15 protein-coding genes and 1 pseudogene are annotated in these 20,431 nt (G+C 35.7%); 10 read left to right on the top strand and 6 right to left on the bottom strand.

What is annotated here, in order from left to right; translation table 11 throughout:
* Window positions 1-15: 15 nt before the first annotated feature.
* Both J3U74_RS11660 and J3U74_RS11655 read right to left on the bottom strand, forming a co-directional pair.
* Window positions 16-1,578, bottom strand: coding sequence for a GDSL-type esterase/lipase family protein (locus J3U74_RS11660; RefSeq protein ID WP_267328832.1), 1,563 nt, complete (start codon window positions 1,576-1,578; stop codon window positions 16-18).
* Window positions 1,579-1,629: 51 nt separating this feature from the next.
* A complete protein-coding gene (locus tag J3U74_RS11655) occupies window positions 1,630-3,198 on the bottom strand; it encodes an oligogalacturonate-specific porin KdgM family protein (protein ID WP_267328833.1) in 1,569 nt (522 codons plus the stop codon).
* 296 nt (window positions 3,199-3,494) lie between these two features.
* Here J3U74_RS11655 and J3U74_RS11650 point away from each other — a divergent pair, with 296 nt between their 5' ends.
* Window positions 3,495-4,997, top strand: a complete 1,503-nt coding sequence (locus tag J3U74_RS11650; protein ID WP_220218484.1) for an MFS transporter — start codon at window positions 3,495-3,497, stop codon at window positions 4,995-4,997.
* Between the two features lie 69 nt (window positions 4,998-5,066).
* On the opposite strand, the gene J3U74_RS11645 is transcribed toward J3U74_RS11650, so the two are convergent.
* From J3U74_RS11645 to J3U74_RS11635, 3 genes are all read right to left on the bottom strand, one after another.
* Window positions 5,067-5,846 (bottom strand): Cof-type HAD-IIB family hydrolase, encoded by a 780-nt coding sequence (locus J3U74_RS11645; protein ID WP_220218483.1) that lies wholly within the window; start codon window positions 5,844-5,846, stop codon window positions 5,067-5,069.
* Window position 5,847: 1 nt separating this feature from the next.
* Window positions 5,848-6,531 (bottom strand): DnaA inactivator Hda, encoded by a 684-nt coding sequence (hda, locus tag J3U74_RS11640; RefSeq protein ID WP_220219598.1) that lies wholly within the window; start codon window positions 6,529-6,531, stop codon window positions 5,848-5,850.
* 212 nt (window positions 6,532-6,743) lie between these two features.
* Window positions 6,744-6,965: an EexN family lipoprotein gene (locus tag J3U74_RS11635; RefSeq protein ID WP_267328834.1), complete on the bottom strand. Its 222-nt coding sequence runs from the start codon at window positions 6,963-6,965 to the stop codon at window positions 6,744-6,746.
* An 866-nt stretch (window positions 6,966-7,831) separates the two neighbouring features.
* On the opposite strand from J3U74_RS11635, the gene mnmG reads away from it, so the two are divergent.
* The gene (gene mnmG / locus J3U74_RS11630; RefSeq protein WP_267328835.1) at window positions 7,832-9,724 is read left to right on the top strand and encodes a tRNA uridine-5-carboxymethylaminomethyl(34) synthesis enzyme MnmG; all 1,893 of its coding nucleotides are present in this window, start codon (window positions 7,832-7,834) and stop codon (window positions 9,722-9,724) included.
* Window positions 9,702-10,301 carry a 16S rRNA (guanine(527)-N(7))-methyltransferase RsmG gene (gene rsmG / locus J3U74_RS11625; RefSeq protein ID WP_267328836.1) on the top strand — a complete coding sequence of 200 codons (600 nt, stop codon included), beginning with the start codon at window positions 9,702-9,704 and terminating at the stop codon, window positions 10,299-10,301. The genes mnmG and rsmG overlap by 23 nt, the downstream gene beginning before the upstream one ends.
* A gap of 44 nt (window positions 10,302-10,345) precedes the next feature.
* Here the strand turns inward: rsmG and J3U74_RS11620 are convergent, their stop codons facing one another.
* A complete protein-coding gene (locus J3U74_RS11620) occupies window positions 10,346-11,581 on the bottom strand; it encodes an N-acetylmuramoyl-L-alanine amidase (RefSeq protein ID WP_267328837.1) in 1,236 nt (411 codons plus the stop codon).
* A 513-nt stretch (window positions 11,582-12,094) separates the two neighbouring features.
* Here J3U74_RS11620 and miaB point away from each other — a divergent pair.
* The 7 genes and pseudogenes from miaB to J3U74_RS11585 form a co-directional block, all read left to right on the top strand.
* Entirely contained in the window at window positions 12,095-13,522 is a 1,428-nt protein-coding gene (miaB, locus tag J3U74_RS11615; RefSeq protein WP_220218478.1) for a tRNA (N6-isopentenyl adenosine(37)-C2)-methylthiotransferase MiaB, read from the top strand.
* Window positions 13,523-13,579: 57 nt separating this feature from the next.
* A complete protein-coding gene (locus tag J3U74_RS11610; RefSeq protein ID WP_220218477.1) occupies window positions 13,580-14,059 on the top strand; it encodes a zinc ribbon domain-containing protein in 480 nt (159 codons plus the stop codon).
* A 23-nt stretch (window positions 14,060-14,082) separates the two neighbouring features.
* A complete protein-coding gene (locus tag J3U74_RS11605; RefSeq protein ID WP_267328838.1) occupies window positions 14,083-15,114 on the top strand; it encodes a PhoH family protein in 1,032 nt (343 codons plus the stop codon).
* A gap of 18 nt (window positions 15,115-15,132) precedes the next feature.
* Window positions 15,133-17,076: a penicillin-binding protein 2 gene (gene mrdA / locus J3U74_RS11600; protein ID WP_366915718.1), complete on the top strand. Its 1,944-nt coding sequence runs from the start codon at window positions 15,133-15,135 to the stop codon at window positions 17,074-17,076.
* A gap of 2 nt (window positions 17,077-17,078) precedes the next feature.
* Entirely contained in the window at window positions 17,079-18,185 is a 1,107-nt protein-coding gene (gene mrdB / locus J3U74_RS11595; RefSeq protein WP_220218474.1) for a peptidoglycan glycosyltransferase MrdB, read from the top strand.
* A 14-nt stretch (window positions 18,186-18,199) separates the two neighbouring features.
* Window positions 18,200-19,375, top strand: coding sequence for a serine hydrolase (locus J3U74_RS11590; RefSeq protein ID WP_267328839.1), 1,176 nt, complete (start codon window positions 18,200-18,202; stop codon window positions 19,373-19,375).
* 611 nt (window positions 19,376-19,986) lie between these two features.
* Window positions 19,987-20,431 (top strand): annotated as a pseudogene (locus tag J3U74_RS11585) (hypothetical protein); the annotation flags it as partial.

Below are 20,431 nucleotides of genomic sequence, written 5' to 3'. Positions count from 1 at the left end.
ACAAATACCTTTTTATTAGTTTATCTGACTTTGATCAAAAGTGATTCCTTGTTGTAACCAAGGATCGTTATTTATGGCATTAGCAATAATTTTGGCGATAGCTAATGCGCCTTTTTCTTGAAAATGTGTCGTATCTGGATGATCTATCACCCCTGTTGACTGTGTTTTGTAGTATGGGTAGTTTGGATTATTCGGATCGATAACTAACCAGTAAGATTGCCAATCATGTTTATGTAAGTTAGCAAATTCGATACTCAATGTCTCTAAATCAATGAGTGCAACTTGATTAACGTTAGCGGTATATTTAATGGTATTGGCATAATCACCAAAATAAGCAAAACCCGGTTTATTACTGGTGTAATGCATATGACTTACTGGCAAAGTGCTTTGATTTTGATAAGCAATTTTATTATTGGCATCACGAAATCGAGTAACCGGCGTCATTAATACAGGGGTCATTTGCTTTTGTTTAGCAAAATTTATATAACGCTCAAGGGAGGTTTGAAAAGACATACTTACCTTATCTGCCGGATACTGCTTATGATTATTAGCATCGTTAGGGTAAGTACATAAATGACTGACATCAGCTTGCCCTCGTTTGACATTGCTTACATCACATTTTTCATCGTTATGACCAAAAGCGATAAACAAATAATCGCCTTTTTGCATGAGCGGTTTGATCAGATCAAACCAACCTTCTGCCTCAAAACTACGGCTGGAACGCCCCGATTGTGCACTATTTATCACAACAATATTGGCTTGTTTATCAAGAAGCTGGTCAAATACTTGTCCCCATCCCATTCTTGGATAAACGTTGAGATCATAGTTAGATGCAGTTGAATCACCAACAATAAAAATACGTTTTTTAGCTTTAATATTTTCCTCTTTTTGTTTAACAGCACGATCATAATCAAAAACCGATTGTTGACTTATCGGTTTAAAACGCATATCCAACAAAACAGTTGCGCCCACCTCACCACTGGCCGAGTGATAGCCTCGATTGAAAATAATAAGATCGAGTAAACGGTTTAGGGCAGGATCATTTGTGCTCACAGGATCAAATAATCGATCGGCGATCCCGGCTTGACGTAAACCCTGATCAAAAAGCGTATGTAATTGTTCTTCTGCTTTAGTTAAAATATCATCACTTATTGGCGATATAACGCTTTGTTCAATCAGTTGCTCAGGACCAACAAGCGAAATTTGCTTCGCTACTTCGCTAACAAAATAGTCGGTTAATGGATTAATATTGGCAGTGTTAACCTGATCTTGTTGTAATGAACTCACCATTGCAACAATACAGTTGCCGGCACAAATGCCCTTTTGCACAGCTCGATTCAATAAATTGTTATCAGCAAATAGCACCAATGGGACTGATAATTGTGAAACATCTTGTTGATAAAATCCTTGATGATCGGTTGTCACTTTCAAGGTTTTATTATTGGCATCACGAATGGTCACTACAGTATTAGCGACCGGTTTATTCACATAAACATGACCTTGTAATAAGGTGCTGGCATTGGTCTCAGCGGCCAGCAAAGCCAGCATTGAAAAGCCTAAAATTGATTTTTTTATCATATTTTCACCCCAAAATAAGTTTTACTATGATTTGGATCGCTCAAAGCAAAATTAAAATAGGTAACTTAATCCCAATCCTAATTTGGTTTCCCTTGCATCAGAGTGAACTTTTTTCGCAACATCTTCTGCTGCAAAATTAATTTGCCAATCTTTTGTGGCTTGCCAATTGATATCTATTTCTTGTTGGTAGTCATGCTTTTTATCATTTTGTAATACATAGTTAGCTCTAAAATAAGCAAATCGGTATCCAATATTCCAATCAGTTGATAAGGCATAATTGGCGCCAATATCAAAACGATTACGCGAACGGTTATTAACATAGCCTTGAACACTATCTTCACGCTTACTACGCGAAACCTTGCGATATTCAAATCGATACTGACCATACAATGAAAGATCGTCAGTTGCTAACCAAGTTAGTTTCAATGCTGGTGCATATCGCATTCCCGGACGTTGAGAGTCACTCACATCACCTAATTGATAATGTGGAATATTTTCTTTATTTTTCGCTTTATAGCCGCCGCCTGAATAGAATCTTACTTCCATATTCGGGGTCAACACCCAATTATCAGCAAGATAGAAATGGTAACCGCCATACATTTGATAATGACTGGAGACTAAATTTTCGAAAAACATTTTGTTTTTCATTTGATTATAAGTACTAATTCCGATGCCTAAATAACCTTTGTTAGCAAAGTCGAGATGCAAGCCAAAATTATCGCTATGATAGTGGGAATTTAGCCCATAATTATGCATATATTTGAAAAAGGTTTTATAAGCAAAATTAGGCGCAGCGCTATTTGATTGCCCAAAATTGTAGTTGAAGCCAACTTTGAATTTAGCCTGTCTGGTATCTGTTGTTTTATTTTTAGAAACATCGGAAATCGAAAAATAGGGGCGAAATAGTTTTGAGTAGTTATACGTTATTTTAAATTCTTGCTCATAATCAGTTTTTTTGTTGTTATAAGCTTTATATTTATTTTTAACCAGCTTGTTATTTACCACTTTATAAGAGTCATTGGTAAAATCACCGATATAATAATTAAAGGTATAGGCAAGATTAAGTCGTTTTAATCCAGAATAGTTTAACGCCCAATCTAAACGGTGCCTTCCGGTATTACTGCTTGCAAGATATTTGACCCGATTACCGGCAATTTTGGCCGTTTTATAGCGCTCTGATTGGGATATTTTTTTCCATTCATAGCGATAACGTAAGCTACTTGACCAGTCACTATTAAATTTATAACTGTACTTTAAACCTGGTTGATAAAGCGTTAAATCTTTACCAAAGCCTAATTCTAATGCCGGAATTAACGATCCAAAGCCATTAGGAAGATTAAATGCTTTTTGAATAACGACCCCACCAGATCCACCATACATATCATCATATAAAGTATCACGTTTATTTCCGCCACCTTCGGTTACACCAAACTTAAATTCAAATTGCCAATTATCATCTGTTTTATGAATTAACTTCAAAGTATCAGCATGAATTCGATCCATCGATTTCCAATTATGCTCATATTGAAAAGTCGTTTGGCCTGAGCCGGCAAATGCATATGCCGAAAATGTCGAAATAAACACCATTAAAGAAATTTTTTTTAATTTTATATGACGCATCACTGTCACCTTATCCCTAATTCTTATTTTTGAAATACTGTTTTATATTTTTTATGTTTTTGATCTATTTTTCTGTTAATAAGATCACAGTTTAGATAAACAGTGATAAATTTTTTTCAACTATATGATAGTTATCATTTTACTTTTACTTGTCACGATAAATTAATCTTTAAAAAACAAATAAATTGTTACCCATATCACATTTCTTAAAAAAATTTAAAGTAAATTTCAATAAATTTAGTATTCTTTAGATAATATTTTTAAAACAGCATTTCATTATTAAAGGAAAGAGATTTATGGCTGACAATCAAAAAAAGATAACCACACTAACTCGATTTTCGTATGGGAGTGGTAACTTGATAGGAAGTGGAGCGCTGGCGATTAGTGCGGCTTGGCTACTTTACTTTTATACAACCTTCTGTGGCCTTTCGGCTTTTCAAGCAACGTTAATATTTTCAATAGCGACCTATTTAGATGTTATCTTAAATCCTTTAATGGGATTTATCACGGATAATTTTAATCATACTAAATTAGGACGTCGCTTTGGTCGCCGTCGATTTTTTATTTTGTTAGCCATTCCTTGCATGATTATTTATCCATTATTATGGATTGATGGCATGAATTTTTGGTACTACTTAACCACCTATATTCTATTTGAATTCATCTATACCATGATTATGATTCCATATAATACCTTACCGGTAGAGATGACTAAAAACTTCGATCAAAGAACTTATCTGGCAGGTTCTAAAGCGATGTTTGGTAAAGTTGCTAACTTCTTAGCTGCGGCAATCCCGGGGGTCTTTTTCTATCTATTTAAAGGCAAAGATTCACCATTACCATTCTTACTTACCGGTATCACTTATGCAACTATCATGGCTATTGCGCTTATTATGCTTTATGCCAATAGTTGGGAAAAACCAGCCGATGAAATTGAAGATGAAACCACATCCGGTCTTTGGGAAAGTATTGTAAAATTATTTTCTGATGTGTTTTCAACATTCCGTTTAAAAACTTTCCGAAATCATTTAGGTATGTATTTATTTGGTTTTGGCGCTGAATGGCTATTTGCTGCAACATTTACCTACTTTGTGGTTTTTAACTTAGGACAACCGAAAACATTTGTATCAGAAATGAATAGTCTAAGTAGTATCTGTCAATTAATTTCAACCGCATTTTTTATGGCATGGTGCGTAAAACGTGGATTTAAAAGACCGTTTGTTATCGCCATATTGATCGTTATCTCATCGGTAATTGGCTATATTGGTATCTATTATCTAAATATGCCACATGTAACATGGATCGTCATTGGCATTACAATTTGGTTTGGATTAGGTACCGGCGGTGTTTACTATATTCCTTGGAGTGTGTATACGTTTTTAGCTGATATCGACGAAGTCCTTACCGGAAGACGTCGTGAAGGTATTTATGCAGGGGCGATGACAATGGCCGGTAAATTAATGCGTGCAACCATTGTCTTTATTCTGGGGCTTGTCTTGAAGTTTTCCGGATTTGTCTCAGGCGTCAACACTGTACAACCAGAAAGCGCCGTTACTGCTATTAATATGGTGATGATATTTGGGGTATGCGGCATGGCAATTTTAGGTATTATCTTCACTTATCGAATGAAATTGGATAAAGGCACCCACGCCCAGATTATTCAAGAACTTGATAGACTTAAAAATGGTGGAAAAAAACAAGATGCTACACCGGAAATAAGACAATTAGTCAAAGAGTTAACCGGATATGATTACGACAACTGTTTTGGTAATAATAATGTTGGTTTCAAACATCATTAAACACAAATAAAAACGCAACTAAAAAATCATCTAATTGTTTATATTAGATGATTTTTTTATAGCTATTGATTAGATTAACCCAAATTTTTGCAACGCTTTAGCAATGCCATCATTATCATTGGTATCGGTAATATATTCAGCTTGCGCTTTCAAATCATCGACCGCATTACCCATTGCAATAGGATGATCAACAGTTAAAAACATTTCAAAGTCATTCATACCATCACCAAAAGCGTAAGTGGGCACATCAGTAAATCCTTTGGTTTTTAACAGCTCATTAATACCATTTCCTTTTGAGCCACCGTGATTAAAGACATCAACACAATAAGGGGTATTACGAATAAAGGTTAACTCCGGGAAAACATCACGATAATTAGCTTCGCCCTGCTCACAAAGTAGCAATAGCATTTGAATAGGTTCTTTTAAATAGATCTGATCATCAACTGGTGGCACTTCTTGTTTTAAATAGTGGTAAAAAGTGTTCGCAGGCTGGCTATTTTCCGAAACCCTCATCGTTTTATAGTTATAAAATGCTAAAGGAATATTCATTTGCTGCTGTGAAAATTCATAAATACGGGTTATAACATTTTTATCTATGTTATTGGTGTAAACAACTTCCCCTTGATAGACCACAACTTGCCCATTCATACCAACAATCGAATTGATATGCGTTGTTCGCATTAAATTAGCCACCTCACAAGGAGTACGGCCCGTAGCCAGCATTGGTATAATATTATTTTGCTTTAACTTTTCTATGGCTTGATAAGAGCTAGGTAATACATCAACTTGACTGTTAAATAATGTGCCATCTAAATCAAAAAAAACGATAGCTTCAGGTTTTTTACTCATTTTACAAATCCAAAATATGTTTAATAAAAGGAATGGTTAATTTACGTTGTTGAGCTAACGTTGCTACCTCAAACTTTTCCAGTAAAGAAAATAGTGTTCGCATATCACGATTAACACGTTTTAATAAGAATAAACCCACTTCGGTTGATAATTCAAAACCACTTAACTGTGCTCTTAATTGCAGTGCTTTAAGTTTATCATCATCACTAAGTTGTTTTAATTGATAAACTTGCCCCCATGTCAATCTGGAAACTAAATCCGGTAGCGTAAAAGCGATCTGTCTTGGCGGTGCACTGGCGGTAATTAACAACTTACTAATATTTTTTTCGGTTAAACGATTAAATAGATCGAAAATAGCCTCTTCCCAATGACGATGTCCGGCAATAGCGTCAATATCATCTAAACAGACTAAATCATAATTATCTAACCCCTGTAAAATTTCGGGAACAAGGTGATAATACTGTTTTAAAGGAATATAACTCGCTAATTTATTTTGACTTGCTGCATGTAATAAATGCGTCCGACCAGCAGCACTAGCCGACCATAAATAAAAGACACTAAAACCTTCCTTATCAAATAAGGTTTGTAATGATTCAAGCAATAATTGATTATCACCTACATAAAAACTATCAAAGGTTTCATTATTAGGTGATGAAAAAGGTAAAGGTAACTGTGAAAGAGTAATAAAGTAACCTCACAATAAAAATACATACATGATAAGTATAAATTTGCTTTTATAAAAATCAATCACTTTCATATAAAAAGGAGAGAGAATTATAATACAAGATGATAAGTTTATAATAAATAAAGAGCAAATTAACGCTATAAACTTATCACAGATAGAACTTTAAAAGCCACATGTGTGATTTTTATGCGCTTAAATGTCATAATCTTAAATTAATCAGTCCATTTTCCGGTATTAGTTGGTCTGTTAAGTAAAATTAAGGCTTTGTGCGAGTTTTGACAATTTAAGCTATCACCATAAATTTCACCGTTGATACATTTTTTACGGTACTCATCGAGTAGTTCTTTGTTATTTTTGAAGTCTTCTACAGTATAGGTCTTCTCATTACATCCGAATAAAAACATGGCAGTAATTAATATTAGTATCTTTTTCATATAAATTCCTTACACTTGTGAGTTAATCTTATTAACATCTATTGTGCTTTATTAAAGATAATCATTTACAGCAACTTAAAGTAAATCTGATATTGCCTTTATGGGCAACTTAGCATATTTATTCTTTATTGCAATATCTTGTAATGATTCCTATTGGCTTTGAGCAATTTCACACAGAATTTTTCGCATTACTTTAGATTTAGATTACTTCGATAACGCCAGCCCAAAAAGGATCTGCTTGATTGTATATTGCCTGAGATCTTAATGGTTTTTTGAAATAGCGTTTATTGAATAAATGAATTTTTTGATCACTACTTTTTCATTATCTGTTTCAATTACACTTTTACCGTCAGACTAACTTATTTTATACACGCATTTATAATATGTAATGCTATCAAATAGAGTTATGTTATTTATTATTGTTCTTATTCAAGAAGAAAAAATGCAATAAAACCGGACAAAAAACAAGCGATCAAACTTAATTTTTGTGGATAACTCTGTGACAAATTCCCCTAATAAGCTGTGATGAGGGTATTAATAACCTAAAAAAATAAATCATCTGTGGATAACTAAAACAATTATCAACAGCTTTAACTAGAAAAAGATCCGATCAATTAACAGAATTTCACGATCGATAAGATCCTATGAAATTGCAATAAAACGTGGTTATCCACAAAAAGGATCCACGCTAATAGTAGTAAAAATAAAAAAGATCACATAAAAGATCTTATTTAATTTAAAGCGCGATCAAAATAGATCATTTGACGTAACTGAAAAGATGAGTACAATTCCTAACGCTAAATTAAATCAGATCACCCGATCAAAAAAATACGATCACCGATAGATAAATAACAACGAGGCTTTATATGTTTTATCCGGATCTTTTTGATGTCATCATTGTTGGTGGCGGTCATGCAGGAACAGAAGCTGCCATGGCATCAGCAAGAATGGGCCGCAAAACACTTCTTTTAACCCATAATATCAATACATTAGGTCAAATGTCCTGTAATCCAGCTATCGGCGGAATAGGCAAAGGACATTTGGTTAAAGAGATCGATGCAATGGGTGGATTAATGGCACATGCTATCGATCTAGCTGGGATCCAGTTCAGGATCTTAAACAGCAGTAAAGGTCCAGCGGTTAGAGCAACACGTGCTCAAGCAGATCGATCGCTTTACCGTAAAGTGATCCGCACAACGCTTGAAAATCAAGAAAACCTTATGTTATTCCAACAATCGGTTGAAGATGTGATCATCGAAAACGATCAGATCGTCGGTGTAAAAACGCAAATGGGTATCAGCTTTAAAGCTAAAGCGGTTGTACTCACAACTGGAACGTTTTTAGACGGTAAGATCCATATTGGCTTAGATAATTACAGTGGCGGACGAACAGGGGATCCTGCAGCGATCGGCTTATCTAAATCATTACACCAATACCCTTTTAGAATGGGGCGCTTAAAAACAGGAACGCCACCAAGAATTGATGCCAGAACCATTGATTTTTCAAAATTAGGTACACAATATGGTGATGATCCTGTGCCGGTTTTTTCATTTTTAGGCAATGCAAGTGAGCATCCAAAACAGATCCCTTGTTATATAACAAGTACCAATGAAACAACCCACGAGATCATTCGTAACAGCTTAGATCGTAGCCCAATGTATACAGGTGTTATTGAAGGGGTTGGTCCAAGATATTGCCCTTCTATTGAAGATAAAATAATGCGTTTTGCTGATCGTAATTCGCATCAGATCTATCTTGAGCCGGAAGGATTAGATAGCAACGAGATCTACCCAAATGGGATCTCAACAAGTTTACCATTTGATACGCAACTTGCTTTTGTGCGTAGTATGAAAGGGCTTGAAAATGCCAATATTGTCAGACCGGGTTATGCGATCGAATATGATTATTTTGATCCACGGGATCTTAAGCCTACACTTGAAAGTAAAGTGATCAAAGGGCTATTTTTAGCCGGTCAAATCAACGGAACGACTGGTTATGAAGAGGCTGCGGCGCAAGGGATGTTAGCGGGATTAAATGCTGCCAGATTTGTTTATGATCAAGATCAATGGTATCCAACTCGTGATCAAGCTTATTTAGGGGTACTGGTTGACGATCTTTGTACTTTGGGGACAAATGAACCTTATCGTATGTTTACTTCGCGAGCTGAATATCGTTTAATGCTTCGGGAAGATAATGCTGATATTCGTCTAACCGAGATCGGTCGCAAGTTAGGCATGGTTGATGACTACCGTTGGCAGCGATTTAATGAAAAATTTGAAGCCATTGAGCAAGAAAGAGCTCGATTACGTGACATTTGGGTACATCCGCATATTGAGACTATTGATGAAGTTAATGCGGTATTAAGCGCCAATTTAACCAAAGAAGCTAATGGTGAAGAGTTACTCAAACGTCCTGAAATGAGTTATCAAACATTAAAATCATTGTCATTGTTTGCACCAGGTCTGAATGATGCGCAAGCGGCTGAACAAGTTGAAATTCAAGTTAAATATGATGGTTATATTAAGCTGCAAATTGAAGAAATCGAGCGGCAAAAACGCAACGAAGAGACATTAATTCCGGCGCATATCGATTATGCCGAAATATCGGGGTTATCGAATGAAGTGGTGGCTAAGTTGAAACAACATAAGCCAGTTTCAATTGGTCAAGCTTCACGCATTTCAGGTATTACACCTGCGGCTATTTCGATGCTATTGGTTTATTTAAAAAAGAAAAATTATGTTAAAAAAGAAACTCATTAATCTAATTGATCAAACGGATCTTTTGATCACAGATCAGCAAATAGATCAGTTAATTGATTATGTTCAAATGCTTAATAAGTGGAACAAAGCTTATAATTTAACTGCTGTGCGTGATCCTAATGAAATGTTGATAAAACACATCATGGACAGCGTTGTCGTTTCACCTTATTTAGTTGGTAACAGTTTTATTGATGTTGGCACCGGACCGGGCTTACCGGGCATTCCGTTGGCCATTATCAATCCTGATAAACAATTTGATTTAGTTGATAGTTTAGGCAAGCGTATTCGCTTTTTAAAGCAGGTACAATTTGAACTAAAACTGGCTAATATTAATCCCGTTCAGAGCCGAATTGAAGCCTATTGCGATAAACAGTTTGACGGTGTAATTAGTCGGGCTTTTGCCTCTTTGCAAGATATGCTTAATTGGTGTAAACATCTACCGAATCAACAAGGATCTTTTTATGCGCTTAAAGGAAGTGAAATCGATGCTATTCCTGCCGGTTTTACTTTGAAACAAGATATTAAATTAACGATTCCTGAGTTAGATGCTGAACGGCGTTTAGTTATCATTCAATAGTTTTATACTAAAACGTAGGTATTTTCTGAAAGTTTTTGACAAAACTAATTCTTACGTTTTTTTAAGTAATCTTTAATACCATTTAAAATGGCTTTTGATATCTGATTTTGGAATGATGCCGTTTTTAGCTTTTTCTCTTCATTTATATTACTGATAAAAGCTGTTTCAACCAAAACAGAAGGGATATCGGGGGCTTTTAATACCGCAAAACCTGCTTTTTCAATTGATGGTTTGTGTAATTGATTGACCACTTTCATACGATTTAAAATGGCATTACCCAATAACACACCATTACTTAGTGTGGTTTTTTGTACCAGGTCTAAAATTGTATTATCTAAGTACTTATCACCACTACGGCTAACGCCACCGATTTGGTCAGCTTTATTTTGAGTTTGCGCTAAATAGCTAGCTGCTGAACTACTGGCACCTTTGGTTGATAAGGCAAAAACTGTCGATCCTTTTACCGATCGATTGGTAAAGGCATCAGCATGGATTGAGATAAACAGATCTGCATGCAACGAGCGAGCTTTTGCAACTCGCACATTTAAAGGGATAAAGACATCTTCGTTGCGTGTCATGTAGACTTTTATATTTGGCTCTTTTTTTAGCAGGTTGTAAGTCCGGCGAGCAATTTGTAAAACAATATCTTTTTCTCGGGTCTTTTTATATCCTATAGCGCCGGGATCTTCACCGCCATGGCCTGGATCAAGCACAACAACAACTGGGGCATTTTTATTTTTATTCGTTGTTGTTTTGATCTGTGATTGTTTTTGGGTCAAGTCGCCTTTGGTGTACTCTTCGAGCAATGCCAGTAACGGATCGTTATCTTCCGGTGAAGCAGATTTAGACGGATAAAGATCCATCACTAAACGATGTTTAAACGTTTCAATAGGCGGTAACGTGAATGTATTTGGCTCTACACCTTGCTTTAATACAATCATTATTCTGACCGTTTTAGGATCAAGTTGTAAAACTCTGATTGATTTTATATAAGGATCGTGGTTTAAAACTTTTGATGAAATACTTTTTAGTGTAGTATTTAAATCCACTTTACCTATGTCTATCACCATTCTGTCAGGGTTACGTAGTGCAGAACGTTTATAGTTAAGTTTGATATTTGATTCTAACGTGATGCGAGTATAAGTTGAAGAAGGCCAAACACGAACAGCAACAATCTGTGCCTTTGTCGCAGCAAAGCCAACACGAGAAACTGACAATAAACAAGTCGCAATAATGCCCTTAACTAAAAGACGTTTTGTTGGACTAAATGTTTTTGACATATCTTCTTACTTTCATCTGTTAGGTAAATTAGTCGCAGATAATAACATAAAATAAAAACATGTTAAGAAGAATGATTATCATAATCGGTTGTTTAATTAAAAATTTAGTCTGCTCAGTTATAAAAGGTTTTGTCGATAATCATTTTTATATTATTAATGCCAATAATAAAACATATATCACTGGGTGTTATGCGTTTAAAATAACGATTAAGACGATTTAGACTTTTTTAATCTGGGTTTTTAGGTCGATTTTAGCTGGAATTTATTGGCGATAAAAAATTGTAATGAAAACGGTTTCAATTTGTTTATTTATTACTCATTAACTATAAACTTCTATGAAATTATTAGTTAGAATGAATTAAAAAATATTTTTTTACTTATCAATGATAAAAAGACTAATTTAAGCTCATCTTTATATAGACCCTACATTCACAAAGGATTACAATATAGCACGCTAAAATCGCGGATTTAAACCCGTTTTCATTTTAACAATTAAATATAGCTGAGTTATTGATGAGCAAAAAATTACATATCAAAACTTGGGGCTGCCAGATGAATGAATATGATTCAACTAAAATGGCCGATCTCCTTGAATCCACCCACGGTTTAACATTAACAGACAATGCAGAAGAAGCGGATATTTTATTATTAAATACCTGCTCTATTCGAGAAAAAGCACAAGAAAAAGTTTTTCACCAATTGGGACGCTGGAAAAACTTAAAACAACATAACCCTGATATTATTATCGGTGTGGGGGGATGTGTGGCTTCTCAAGAAGGTGCCCACATACGTAAACGTGCCCCATTTGTCGATATTATTTTTGGGCCACAAACTTTTCACCGTTTGCCAGAGATGATTGAGCAAATTCGTAGTGGTAAAGGTAACCATGTTGTGGATGTTAGCTTTCCTGAAATTGAGAAATTTGATCGCTTACCAGAACCACGTAGCGAAGGCCCAACGGCTTTTGTGTCAATTATGGAAGGGTGTAATAAATATTGTACTTATTGTGTTGTACCTTATACCCGTGGCGAAGAGGTCAGTAGGCCTTGTGATGATGTAATTTACGAAATAGCACAGTTAGCAGAACAAGGTGTGCGTGAAGTTAATTTGCTTGGGCAAAATGTGAATGCATATCGTGGTCCTACTTTTGATGGCGATATTTGTTCGTTTGCCGAACTACTTCGTTTAGTTGCTGCCATTGACGGTATTGATCGAATTCGCTTCACGACCAGTCATCCTATTGAATTCACTGATGATATTATCGATGTTTATCGTGACACGCCGGAACTGGTTAACTTTTTGCATTTACCGGTGCAAAGTGGATCTGACCGTGTTTTAAATTTAATGAAACGAACTCATACAGCGATTGAGTATAAATCGATTATTCGAAAATTACGTAAAGTTCGTCCTGATATTCAAATCAGTTCTGATTTTATTGTCGGTTTTCCGGGTGAAACACAGGAAGATTTTGAACAAACCATGAAACTAATTGCCGATGTCAATTTTGACTTAAGCTATAGCTTTGTTTATTCAGCACGCCCTGGCACACCCGCAGCTGAAATGGAAGATAATGTTTCTGAGGAAGAGAAAAAACAACGTCTTTATATCTTGCAAGAACGGATCAATCAGCAAGCAATGCAATTTAGCCGTCGTATGCTAAATACAGTGCAACGTATTTTAGTCGAAGGACCATCCAAAAAAGATCTCATGGAATTAACGGGCAGAACTGAAAATAACCGTATTGTTAACTTCGAAGGTCATCCAAATATGATTGGTAAATTTGTTGATGTTGAAATTACCGATGTTTATCCAAATTCATTAAGAGGTAAAGTCGTGCGTACCGAGGATGAAATGGATCTGAGGGTGAGTCAATCGCCTATGTCTGTGATTTCAAGAACTCGCAAAGAAAACGATCTAGGCGTTGGTATTTATCATCCATAATTAAATAACGTATTTAATTATAAAAATAATATTATTTCATAACGGAAAGGAAAGAAAATGTTCATTATATTTGGTTCTAGAGGTCGTGAAGTAGATGAAGAAACAGGGCAATTTAATTGCCCTAATTGTTGTACAGTGCAAAACATCAAATCAGATGAAAAACAACAAAAATATACGCAAGTTAAAATGGCAAGATATTTTACGTTGTTTTTTATTCCAATATTCAGTTTTCAAACATTAGGAAGATACATTAGATGTAATCATTGTCATTCAGAATATAATGAAAATGTTTTAAACTATGTACCGCCTAGCTTAGAAGAAGAAATAGGCAATGATGTTGAGCAAGAATTAAAAAGCGGTACACCAATCTCAATGATGATCAATAAACTAAAAACGCAAGGTTTAGATCAACAACAGGCGACAAGGTTGGTTGATCAGGTTGTGTCGGGAAATATTGTGACTTGCCAGCATTGTAAAATGGAATTTTTAAAAGGCGTTGAAAAATGCTCTTTATGTGAAGGAAAACTTAGCAATTAACATAATAATTAGAGGGCTTATTATTGAAAATTATTACACATCAAACCGTGCTTGAACCAGATGATAATCAAAGGTTAAATAGTCTTTGTGGCCCTCATGATGATAACGTTAAACAACTTGAACGTCGACTTGGTATTGAAATTAATCATCGTGGTAACTTGTTTTCAATCACAGGCGATAAGATTTGTGTTGAGGCTGCCAATGACATTTTGCAGTCTCTTTATAAACAAACTAAATTAAAAACTAAAGTTGTTAATATTGAACCAGAGCAAATTCATCTAGCGATTAAAGAATCAGGCGCGCTTAACAAAGTTAGTGAACATTTACCTGCCTATATCGATCAACATGGTGGCAAATTAGTCATGATCAAAACTAAGCGTGGCGTGATTAAACCGAGAACGGCAAATCAAGCACAGTATATTGCGCATGTTTTAGATTATGATATTTCCTTTGGTATTGGTCCGGCCGGAACGGGTAAAACTTATTTGGCGGTAGCTGCTGCGGTTGATGCGCTTGAAAAACAACAAATTCGTCGAATTGTGTTAACTCGCCCTGCGGTAGAAGCGGGCGAAAAACTGGGCTTTTTACCCGGTGACTTAAGCCAAAAAGTGGATCCTTACTTACGCCCGCTTTATGATGCTTTATTTGAAATGCTGGGCTTTGAAAAGGTTGAAAAACTAATTGAAAAAAGTGTGATTGAAGTTGCACCATTGGCTTATATGCGTGGGCGTACACTTAACGACGCTTTTATTATTTTAGATGAAAGCCAAAATACCACCATTGAACAGATGAAAATGTTTTTAACACGCATTGGTTTTAATTCTAAAGCGGTCATCACTGGCGATATTACCCAAATCGATTTACCCCGTCATCAAAAATCCGGCTTACGACATGCAATAGAAGTGTTAAGCCAAGTTGATGAAATCAGTTTTAACTTCTTTAATAGCGAAGATGTCGTGCGTCATCCGGTGGTGGCTAAAATAGTGAATGCTTACGATAAATGGGAAGAACAACACCATAATAAAAAGCAACATCTACAAGACAATAGTATATAGAGGAGTAATATTATCTCTATCTCAAGTAAAAAAAAGAAAGGCAATATTCGTGATCATTCGGCAGAAACTAATTTATTTTTGCGTAGGGCGCTATTTGCATTTGTTGTAATTATTTTATTGTTGTCTGTTTTACTTGGCAATTTAGCTGATTTGCAGATTTCAAATTTTAGTTATTACAGTACCAAATCGAATAATAATCGTATCGAAATCATTCCTATTCCACCAAGCCGTGGCATGATTTACGACCGTAATGGTACTCCATTAGCTATCAATAATATTACTTATCAACTTAATATTATTCCTGATAAAACCAAAAATTTAAAAGAGCAGTTTGAGCAATTAAAAAAAATTGTTGATTTAACCGATGAAGACATTGAAAACTTCTATAAAGAGCGTCGCAACTATCGAGCACATCGGCCAGTGCCTCTAAAAGAGAATCTGACTAACGATCAAATCGCTCGTTTTGTTGTTGATCAGCATCGTTTTCCATTTGTTTCAATAGTGAAAATACAACATCGGTATTATCCATATGGCGCTTCACTTACGCATATTCTCGGTTATATTTCGAAAATTAATAGCCAAGATAAAAAACGTCTTGAAGAGGAGAATAAAACCAGTAATTATGTCGCTACCCTCAATATCGGAAAAATGGGGATTGAACGTTACTATGAAGATGTATTGCATGGCACGGCAGGTTATGAAAAAGTCGAAGTAAATAGTCGGGGACGTATTGTCCGTATGCTTGAACAACATCCACCACAAGCAGGTGAAGATATCTATTTATCGATCAACCTTAAGTTACAACTCTTTATTGAACAGATCCTAGCTGGGCGTAAAGCGGCCGTTGTGGCTATCGATCCTAATAATGGTGAAGTATTGGCTATGGTGTCTAGTCCTAGTTATGATTCAAATGATTTTGTCGGTGGCATATCAAGCGCTAAATATAATGACTTACTTAATGATCCGAATAAACCATTATTTAATCGTGCTTTATTAGGTGCTTATCCACCAGCTTCCACAGTGAAGCCTTTTATCTCTATTGCTGCGCTAAGCGAAGGTGTTGTTACACCAAAAACGGTGGTTAACGATCCCGGTTGGTGGCAATTACCCGGAACAGAAAAACGTTATCGAGATTGGTTAAAATGGGGACATGGCCGTGTTGATGTGTTAAAAGCGATTGAAGAGTCAGTAGATACCTATTTTTATCAAGTTGCTTATGATTTGGGCATTGATCGTTTAAACGACTGGATGACTAAATTTGGTTATGGCGAACGCACAGGCATAGATATCTCTTCAAATGAAGAAACTCGTGCTGTTATGCCAAGTCGTGAATGGAAAATAAAACGCCACAAAAAATCTTGGCTACAAGGTGATACCATTCCGGTTGGTATCGGGCAAGGGTATTGGACTGCTACTCCAATGCAAATGGCAAAAGCCTTAACTATTTTGATTAATAATGGTAAAACTTATACTCCTCACTTTTTATTATATAAAAAAAGTGACATTATCAATTCAAACGAAAACAAGCCAGATATAGATCCGCAATCATTTGAGCAACCTAATGATTTAATTGATGTGAAAGCTAACTATTGGCAACTAGCCAAAGAAGGTATGCATAGAGTAATGTTTGGCTCGCATGGTACAGCCCGCAAAGTTTATGCCGGGGCACAGTATCAAGCTGCAGGTAAATCAGGTACAGCGCAAGTTTATGGTTTGAAAGAAAACGAAACTTATAATGCCCATAGAATACCCGAACATTTACGAGATCATGCTTTATTTGTCGCTTATGCTCCGTATGATAAGCCAAAAATAGCTCTAGCAATTGTGCTGGAAAATGGCGGAGGCGGTAGCTCTAACGGCGGCGCCGTGGCTCGAAAAATACTTGATTATTATCTGCTTGGTGATAATTCTAGCGAGTCAGATGATGCTTCATCAAATTCAGGACAAGGAAATGAAGATTAACTATGAATAATATTAAAAAATCTTTCTGGCAAAAGATACACATAGATCCACTTTTTTTTCTATTTATTAGTTTATTACTTGCATACAGTCTTTATATTCTTTGGAGTGCTAGTGGCCAAAGCATCGATATGATGGAAAAGCGTGTAATACAAATACTACTTGGTTTTATTGTTATGATTTTCTTTGCGCAATTTTCACCGAGATCCTATGAAAAATGGGCACCATATTTATATGTAGTTTGTATTATTGTTCTTTTGTTAGTTGATATATTTGGTTACACCAGTAAAGGCGCACAACGTTGGTTAGATTTAGGCGTAATACGTTTTCAGCCCTCTGAGATTGCTAAAATTGCCGTACCATTAATGGTGGCTAAATTTATTCATCGAGATGGTTGCCCTCCACCACTTAAAACAACGTTGCAAACCCTTGCAATCATTGGTGTACCAACATTATTAGTTGCTATGCAACCGGATTTAGGTACTGCAATTTTAATTGTCATGTCAGGTATCTTTATTATCTTTTTGGCAGGCATTGACTGGCGATTTATTCTTGTTGCGTTGATTTTAATTGCGGCATTTTTACCGATTATGTGGTTTTTCTTAATGCATGACTATCAGCGAGAACGGGTATTAACTCTGTTTAATCCTGAACGCGATCCAAATGGTACTGGCTATCATATAATTCAATCTAAAACCGCCATTGGATCAGGTGGTATATGGGGTAAAGGTTGGCTTCATGGTACTCAATCGCAATTAGAGTTCCTGCCAGAAAGACATACTGACTTTATTTTTTCGGTGATTGCTGAAGAGTTTGGTTTTATCGGAACTGTGGTTTTATTAGTGCTATTTTTGTGTTTAATTATACGTGGACTTGTTATTTCTGCACAAGCACAAACCACTTTTGGCAGAATATTATCAGGTGGTTTAATTTTAGTCTTCTTTGTTTATGTGTTTATTAATATTGGTATGGTCAGTGGAATCTTACCAGTAGTTGGTGTACCATTACCACTAATAAGTTATGGTGGCTCATCTTTAGTCGTTTTAATGGCAAGTTTTGGCATTATGATGTCTATTCATACACATCGATATATGTTATCTAAAAATATTTAACGGAATTTAATTACATGAAAAAGAAATTTAAATTATCTTTTGCTTGGTTAGCACTTGCTATTTGTACTTCAGCATCAGCTGATATCCCTATTCCAGCTATTCCTGAATTAGATGCTGAAGCTTATATTTTAATTGACGCCAAATCAGGTGAAATTCTTGCGCAACATAATGCTGAACAACAGCGCGATCCGGCAAGCTTAACCAAAATGATGACCAGTTATGTCGTTGGTCAAGCGTTGCATTCTGGTCGAATTAAAAATGATGACATGGTTGTGGTTAGTAAAGATGCCTGGGCAACCGGAAATCCTATATTAAAAGGCTCATCACTCATGTTTCTCGAAGTGGGTAAAACCGTTTCGGTTTCCGATCTCAACAAAGGTATTATCATCCAATCAGGTAATGATGCCTGTATTGCAATGGCTGAACATGTTGCTGGAAGCCAAGGTGCATTTGTAAACTTAATGAATGATTATGCGCAAAAAATTGGTTTAACCCATACTCACTTCGAAACTGTGCATGGATTAGATGCACCGGGGCAATATACTACCGCTAAAGATATGGCATTACTCGGTCAAGCACTTATCCGTGACTTGCCGCAAGAATACGCTATTTATAAAGAAAAAGAGTTTACTTATACATTATCAAAACCACAAATGAACCGAAATGGTTTACTTTGGGATACGACGTTAAATGTTGACGGTATTAAAACAGGTCATACCAATGCTGCGGGTTATAACTTAGTTGCTTCCGCTGTCGACGGAAATACCCGATTAATTTCAGTTGTATTAGGTGGGCGCACTTTTAAAGGTCGTGAACAAGAGAGTAAAAAACTACTGGTTTGGGGCTTTCGCTTCTTCGAAACCGCAAATCCGGTCAAGGAAGGTACACCACTTACCACTGAATCAATATGGTATGGTGATGAGAACAAAATTCAACTAGGGGCTATTAATGGTGCATTTATAACTGTACCAAAAGGCCGTGCTGCGGATGTTCAAGTTCAATACAAAATTGACGATTATATTTATGCGCCAATTAAAAAAGGAACAGCTGTAGGCAAAATGCAATTTTTATTAGATGGTAAAGTCATCAATGAGCAACCATTAGTTGCATTACAAAATGTTGAAGAAACAGGATTCTTTGGCAGTATGTGGGATTGGATTTGCTTACAGGGGCATAAATTATTTAATTAAGATTGTCTCATTAGCGTTCTGCAAGTTAAGCTTGCAGAACGATTTTTTTCCGGTTGCAATCATTCAGATCACCTCTTTTTATCTAACATTGCTTATTTCATTTTAAGCTTCGATAAATTTTAACGACTTAAATATCAATTAGTTGGTATTCTATCTGTTTTAATAAATATCCTTTTAAAAAATTAATCTATTGATTTTATTTAATTTACATCAAAAAACTTGCAAAAATTTATGATATCATGTAATTTTTATATTAGTTTGTTTAATCTATACCGATAACTAATATCGTTAATTTAAAAAAGTGATTAAATTAGGATAGCGATCAAGGAAGTTAAAGCGCAGTTGGGTGATCGTATTTTTCGAAAAATGGACATGAAAAAAACTATTTATAATCGAATTTTGATACGACTTAATTATTCACATCTTCCTTTAAACACATTGTAATATCTATTAACAACCGATAACGTTTTTCGGTTTGTTATTATCAAATTATCACTTGTCAATTTCTGATAACCGTCAGGAAAATGAATAGATTTAAACGATTAAATGCATAATGACTTATTAATATTATAAAAATATATGGATTAAAAAATAATAAAAAGGAACACATCATGGAAAAGGACCCAGCCAACCAGATTCCAAACGACCCCGTCAAGCAGGTACAGCAATTTGGTAAACAGTTACTCCATGGGCTCCATGAACTGACAGGCTTAGCTGTCAGTCATAACCGTTATACCTTAACGGTTGACGGGTTAAATGCACCTGTTTCAGTATTAAAGGTTAATGGTGACGAGCAGTTAAACCAGCCGTGGCAATACACTATAGAGTTTACCTGTACTGATGAACAACTATCGATTGAAACCCTGCTGAATCAAAAAGCTTCGTTCTGCTTTAATCCGTTTAGCGGCAATTTGCTTAATACAGCGATACGCTCCTTAACGGACTTACCCACAGCAGGACAAGCCCGCACTCTTTATGGGGTAATTACTGCATTTAGTCTGCTGTCGGTCAGCCGGGATGAAGCGCATTATCGGGTGGTGTTATCGCCAAGATTAG

Source organism: Gilliamella sp. B3892 (genome assembly GCF_026536305.1).
Taxonomy (GTDB): Bacteria; Pseudomonadota; Gammaproteobacteria; order Enterobacterales; family Orbaceae; genus Gilliamella.
Note: the sequence above shows the minus strand (reverse complement) of the source record. Positions and strands in the feature narration are given on the sequence as shown.

What these genes read in the sequence shown, in the direction of transcription:
- J3U74_RS11610 (WP_220218477.1), top strand. Translation starts at nt 13,580, where the DNA reads ATGTTCATTATATTTGGTTCTAGAGGTCGTGAAGTAGATGAAGAAACA.
- J3U74_RS11635 (WP_267328834.1), bottom strand. Translation starts at nt 6,965, where the DNA reads ATGAAAAAGATACTAATATTAATTACTGCCATGTTTTTATTCGGATGT.
- rsmG (WP_267328836.1), top strand. Translation starts at nt 9,702, where the DNA reads ATGTTAAAAAAGAAACTCATTAATCTAATTGATCAAACGGATCTTTTG.
- J3U74_RS11660 (WP_267328832.1), bottom strand. Translation starts at nt 1,578, where the DNA reads ATGATAAAAAAATCAATTTTAGGCTTTTCAATGCTGGCTTTGCTGGCC.
- mrdB (WP_220218474.1), top strand. Translation starts at nt 17,079, where the DNA reads ATGAATAATATTAAAAAATCTTTCTGGCAAAAGATACACATAGATCCA.
- mnmG (WP_267328835.1), top strand. Translation starts at nt 7,832, where the DNA reads ATGTTTTATCCGGATCTTTTTGATGTCATCATTGTTGGTGGCGGTCAT.
- miaB (WP_220218478.1), top strand. Translation starts at nt 12,095, where the DNA reads ATGAGCAAAAAATTACATATCAAAACTTGGGGCTGCCAGATGAATGAA.
- J3U74_RS11590 (WP_267328839.1), top strand. Translation starts at nt 18,200, where the DNA reads ATGAAAAAGAAATTTAAATTATCTTTTGCTTGGTTAGCACTTGCTATT.
- J3U74_RS11650 (WP_220218484.1), top strand. Translation starts at nt 3,495, where the DNA reads ATGGCTGACAATCAAAAAAAGATAACCACACTAACTCGATTTTCGTAT.
- J3U74_RS11645 (WP_220218483.1), bottom strand. Translation starts at nt 5,846, where the DNA reads ATGAGTAAAAAACCTGAAGCTATCGTTTTTTTTGATTTAGATGGCACA.
- J3U74_RS11655 (WP_267328833.1), bottom strand. Translation starts at nt 3,198, where the DNA reads ATGCGTCATATAAAATTAAAAAAAATTTCTTTAATGGTGTTTATTTCG.
- J3U74_RS11620 (WP_267328837.1), bottom strand. Translation starts at nt 11,581, where the DNA reads ATGTCAAAAACATTTAGTCCAACAAAACGTCTTTTAGTTAAGGGCATT.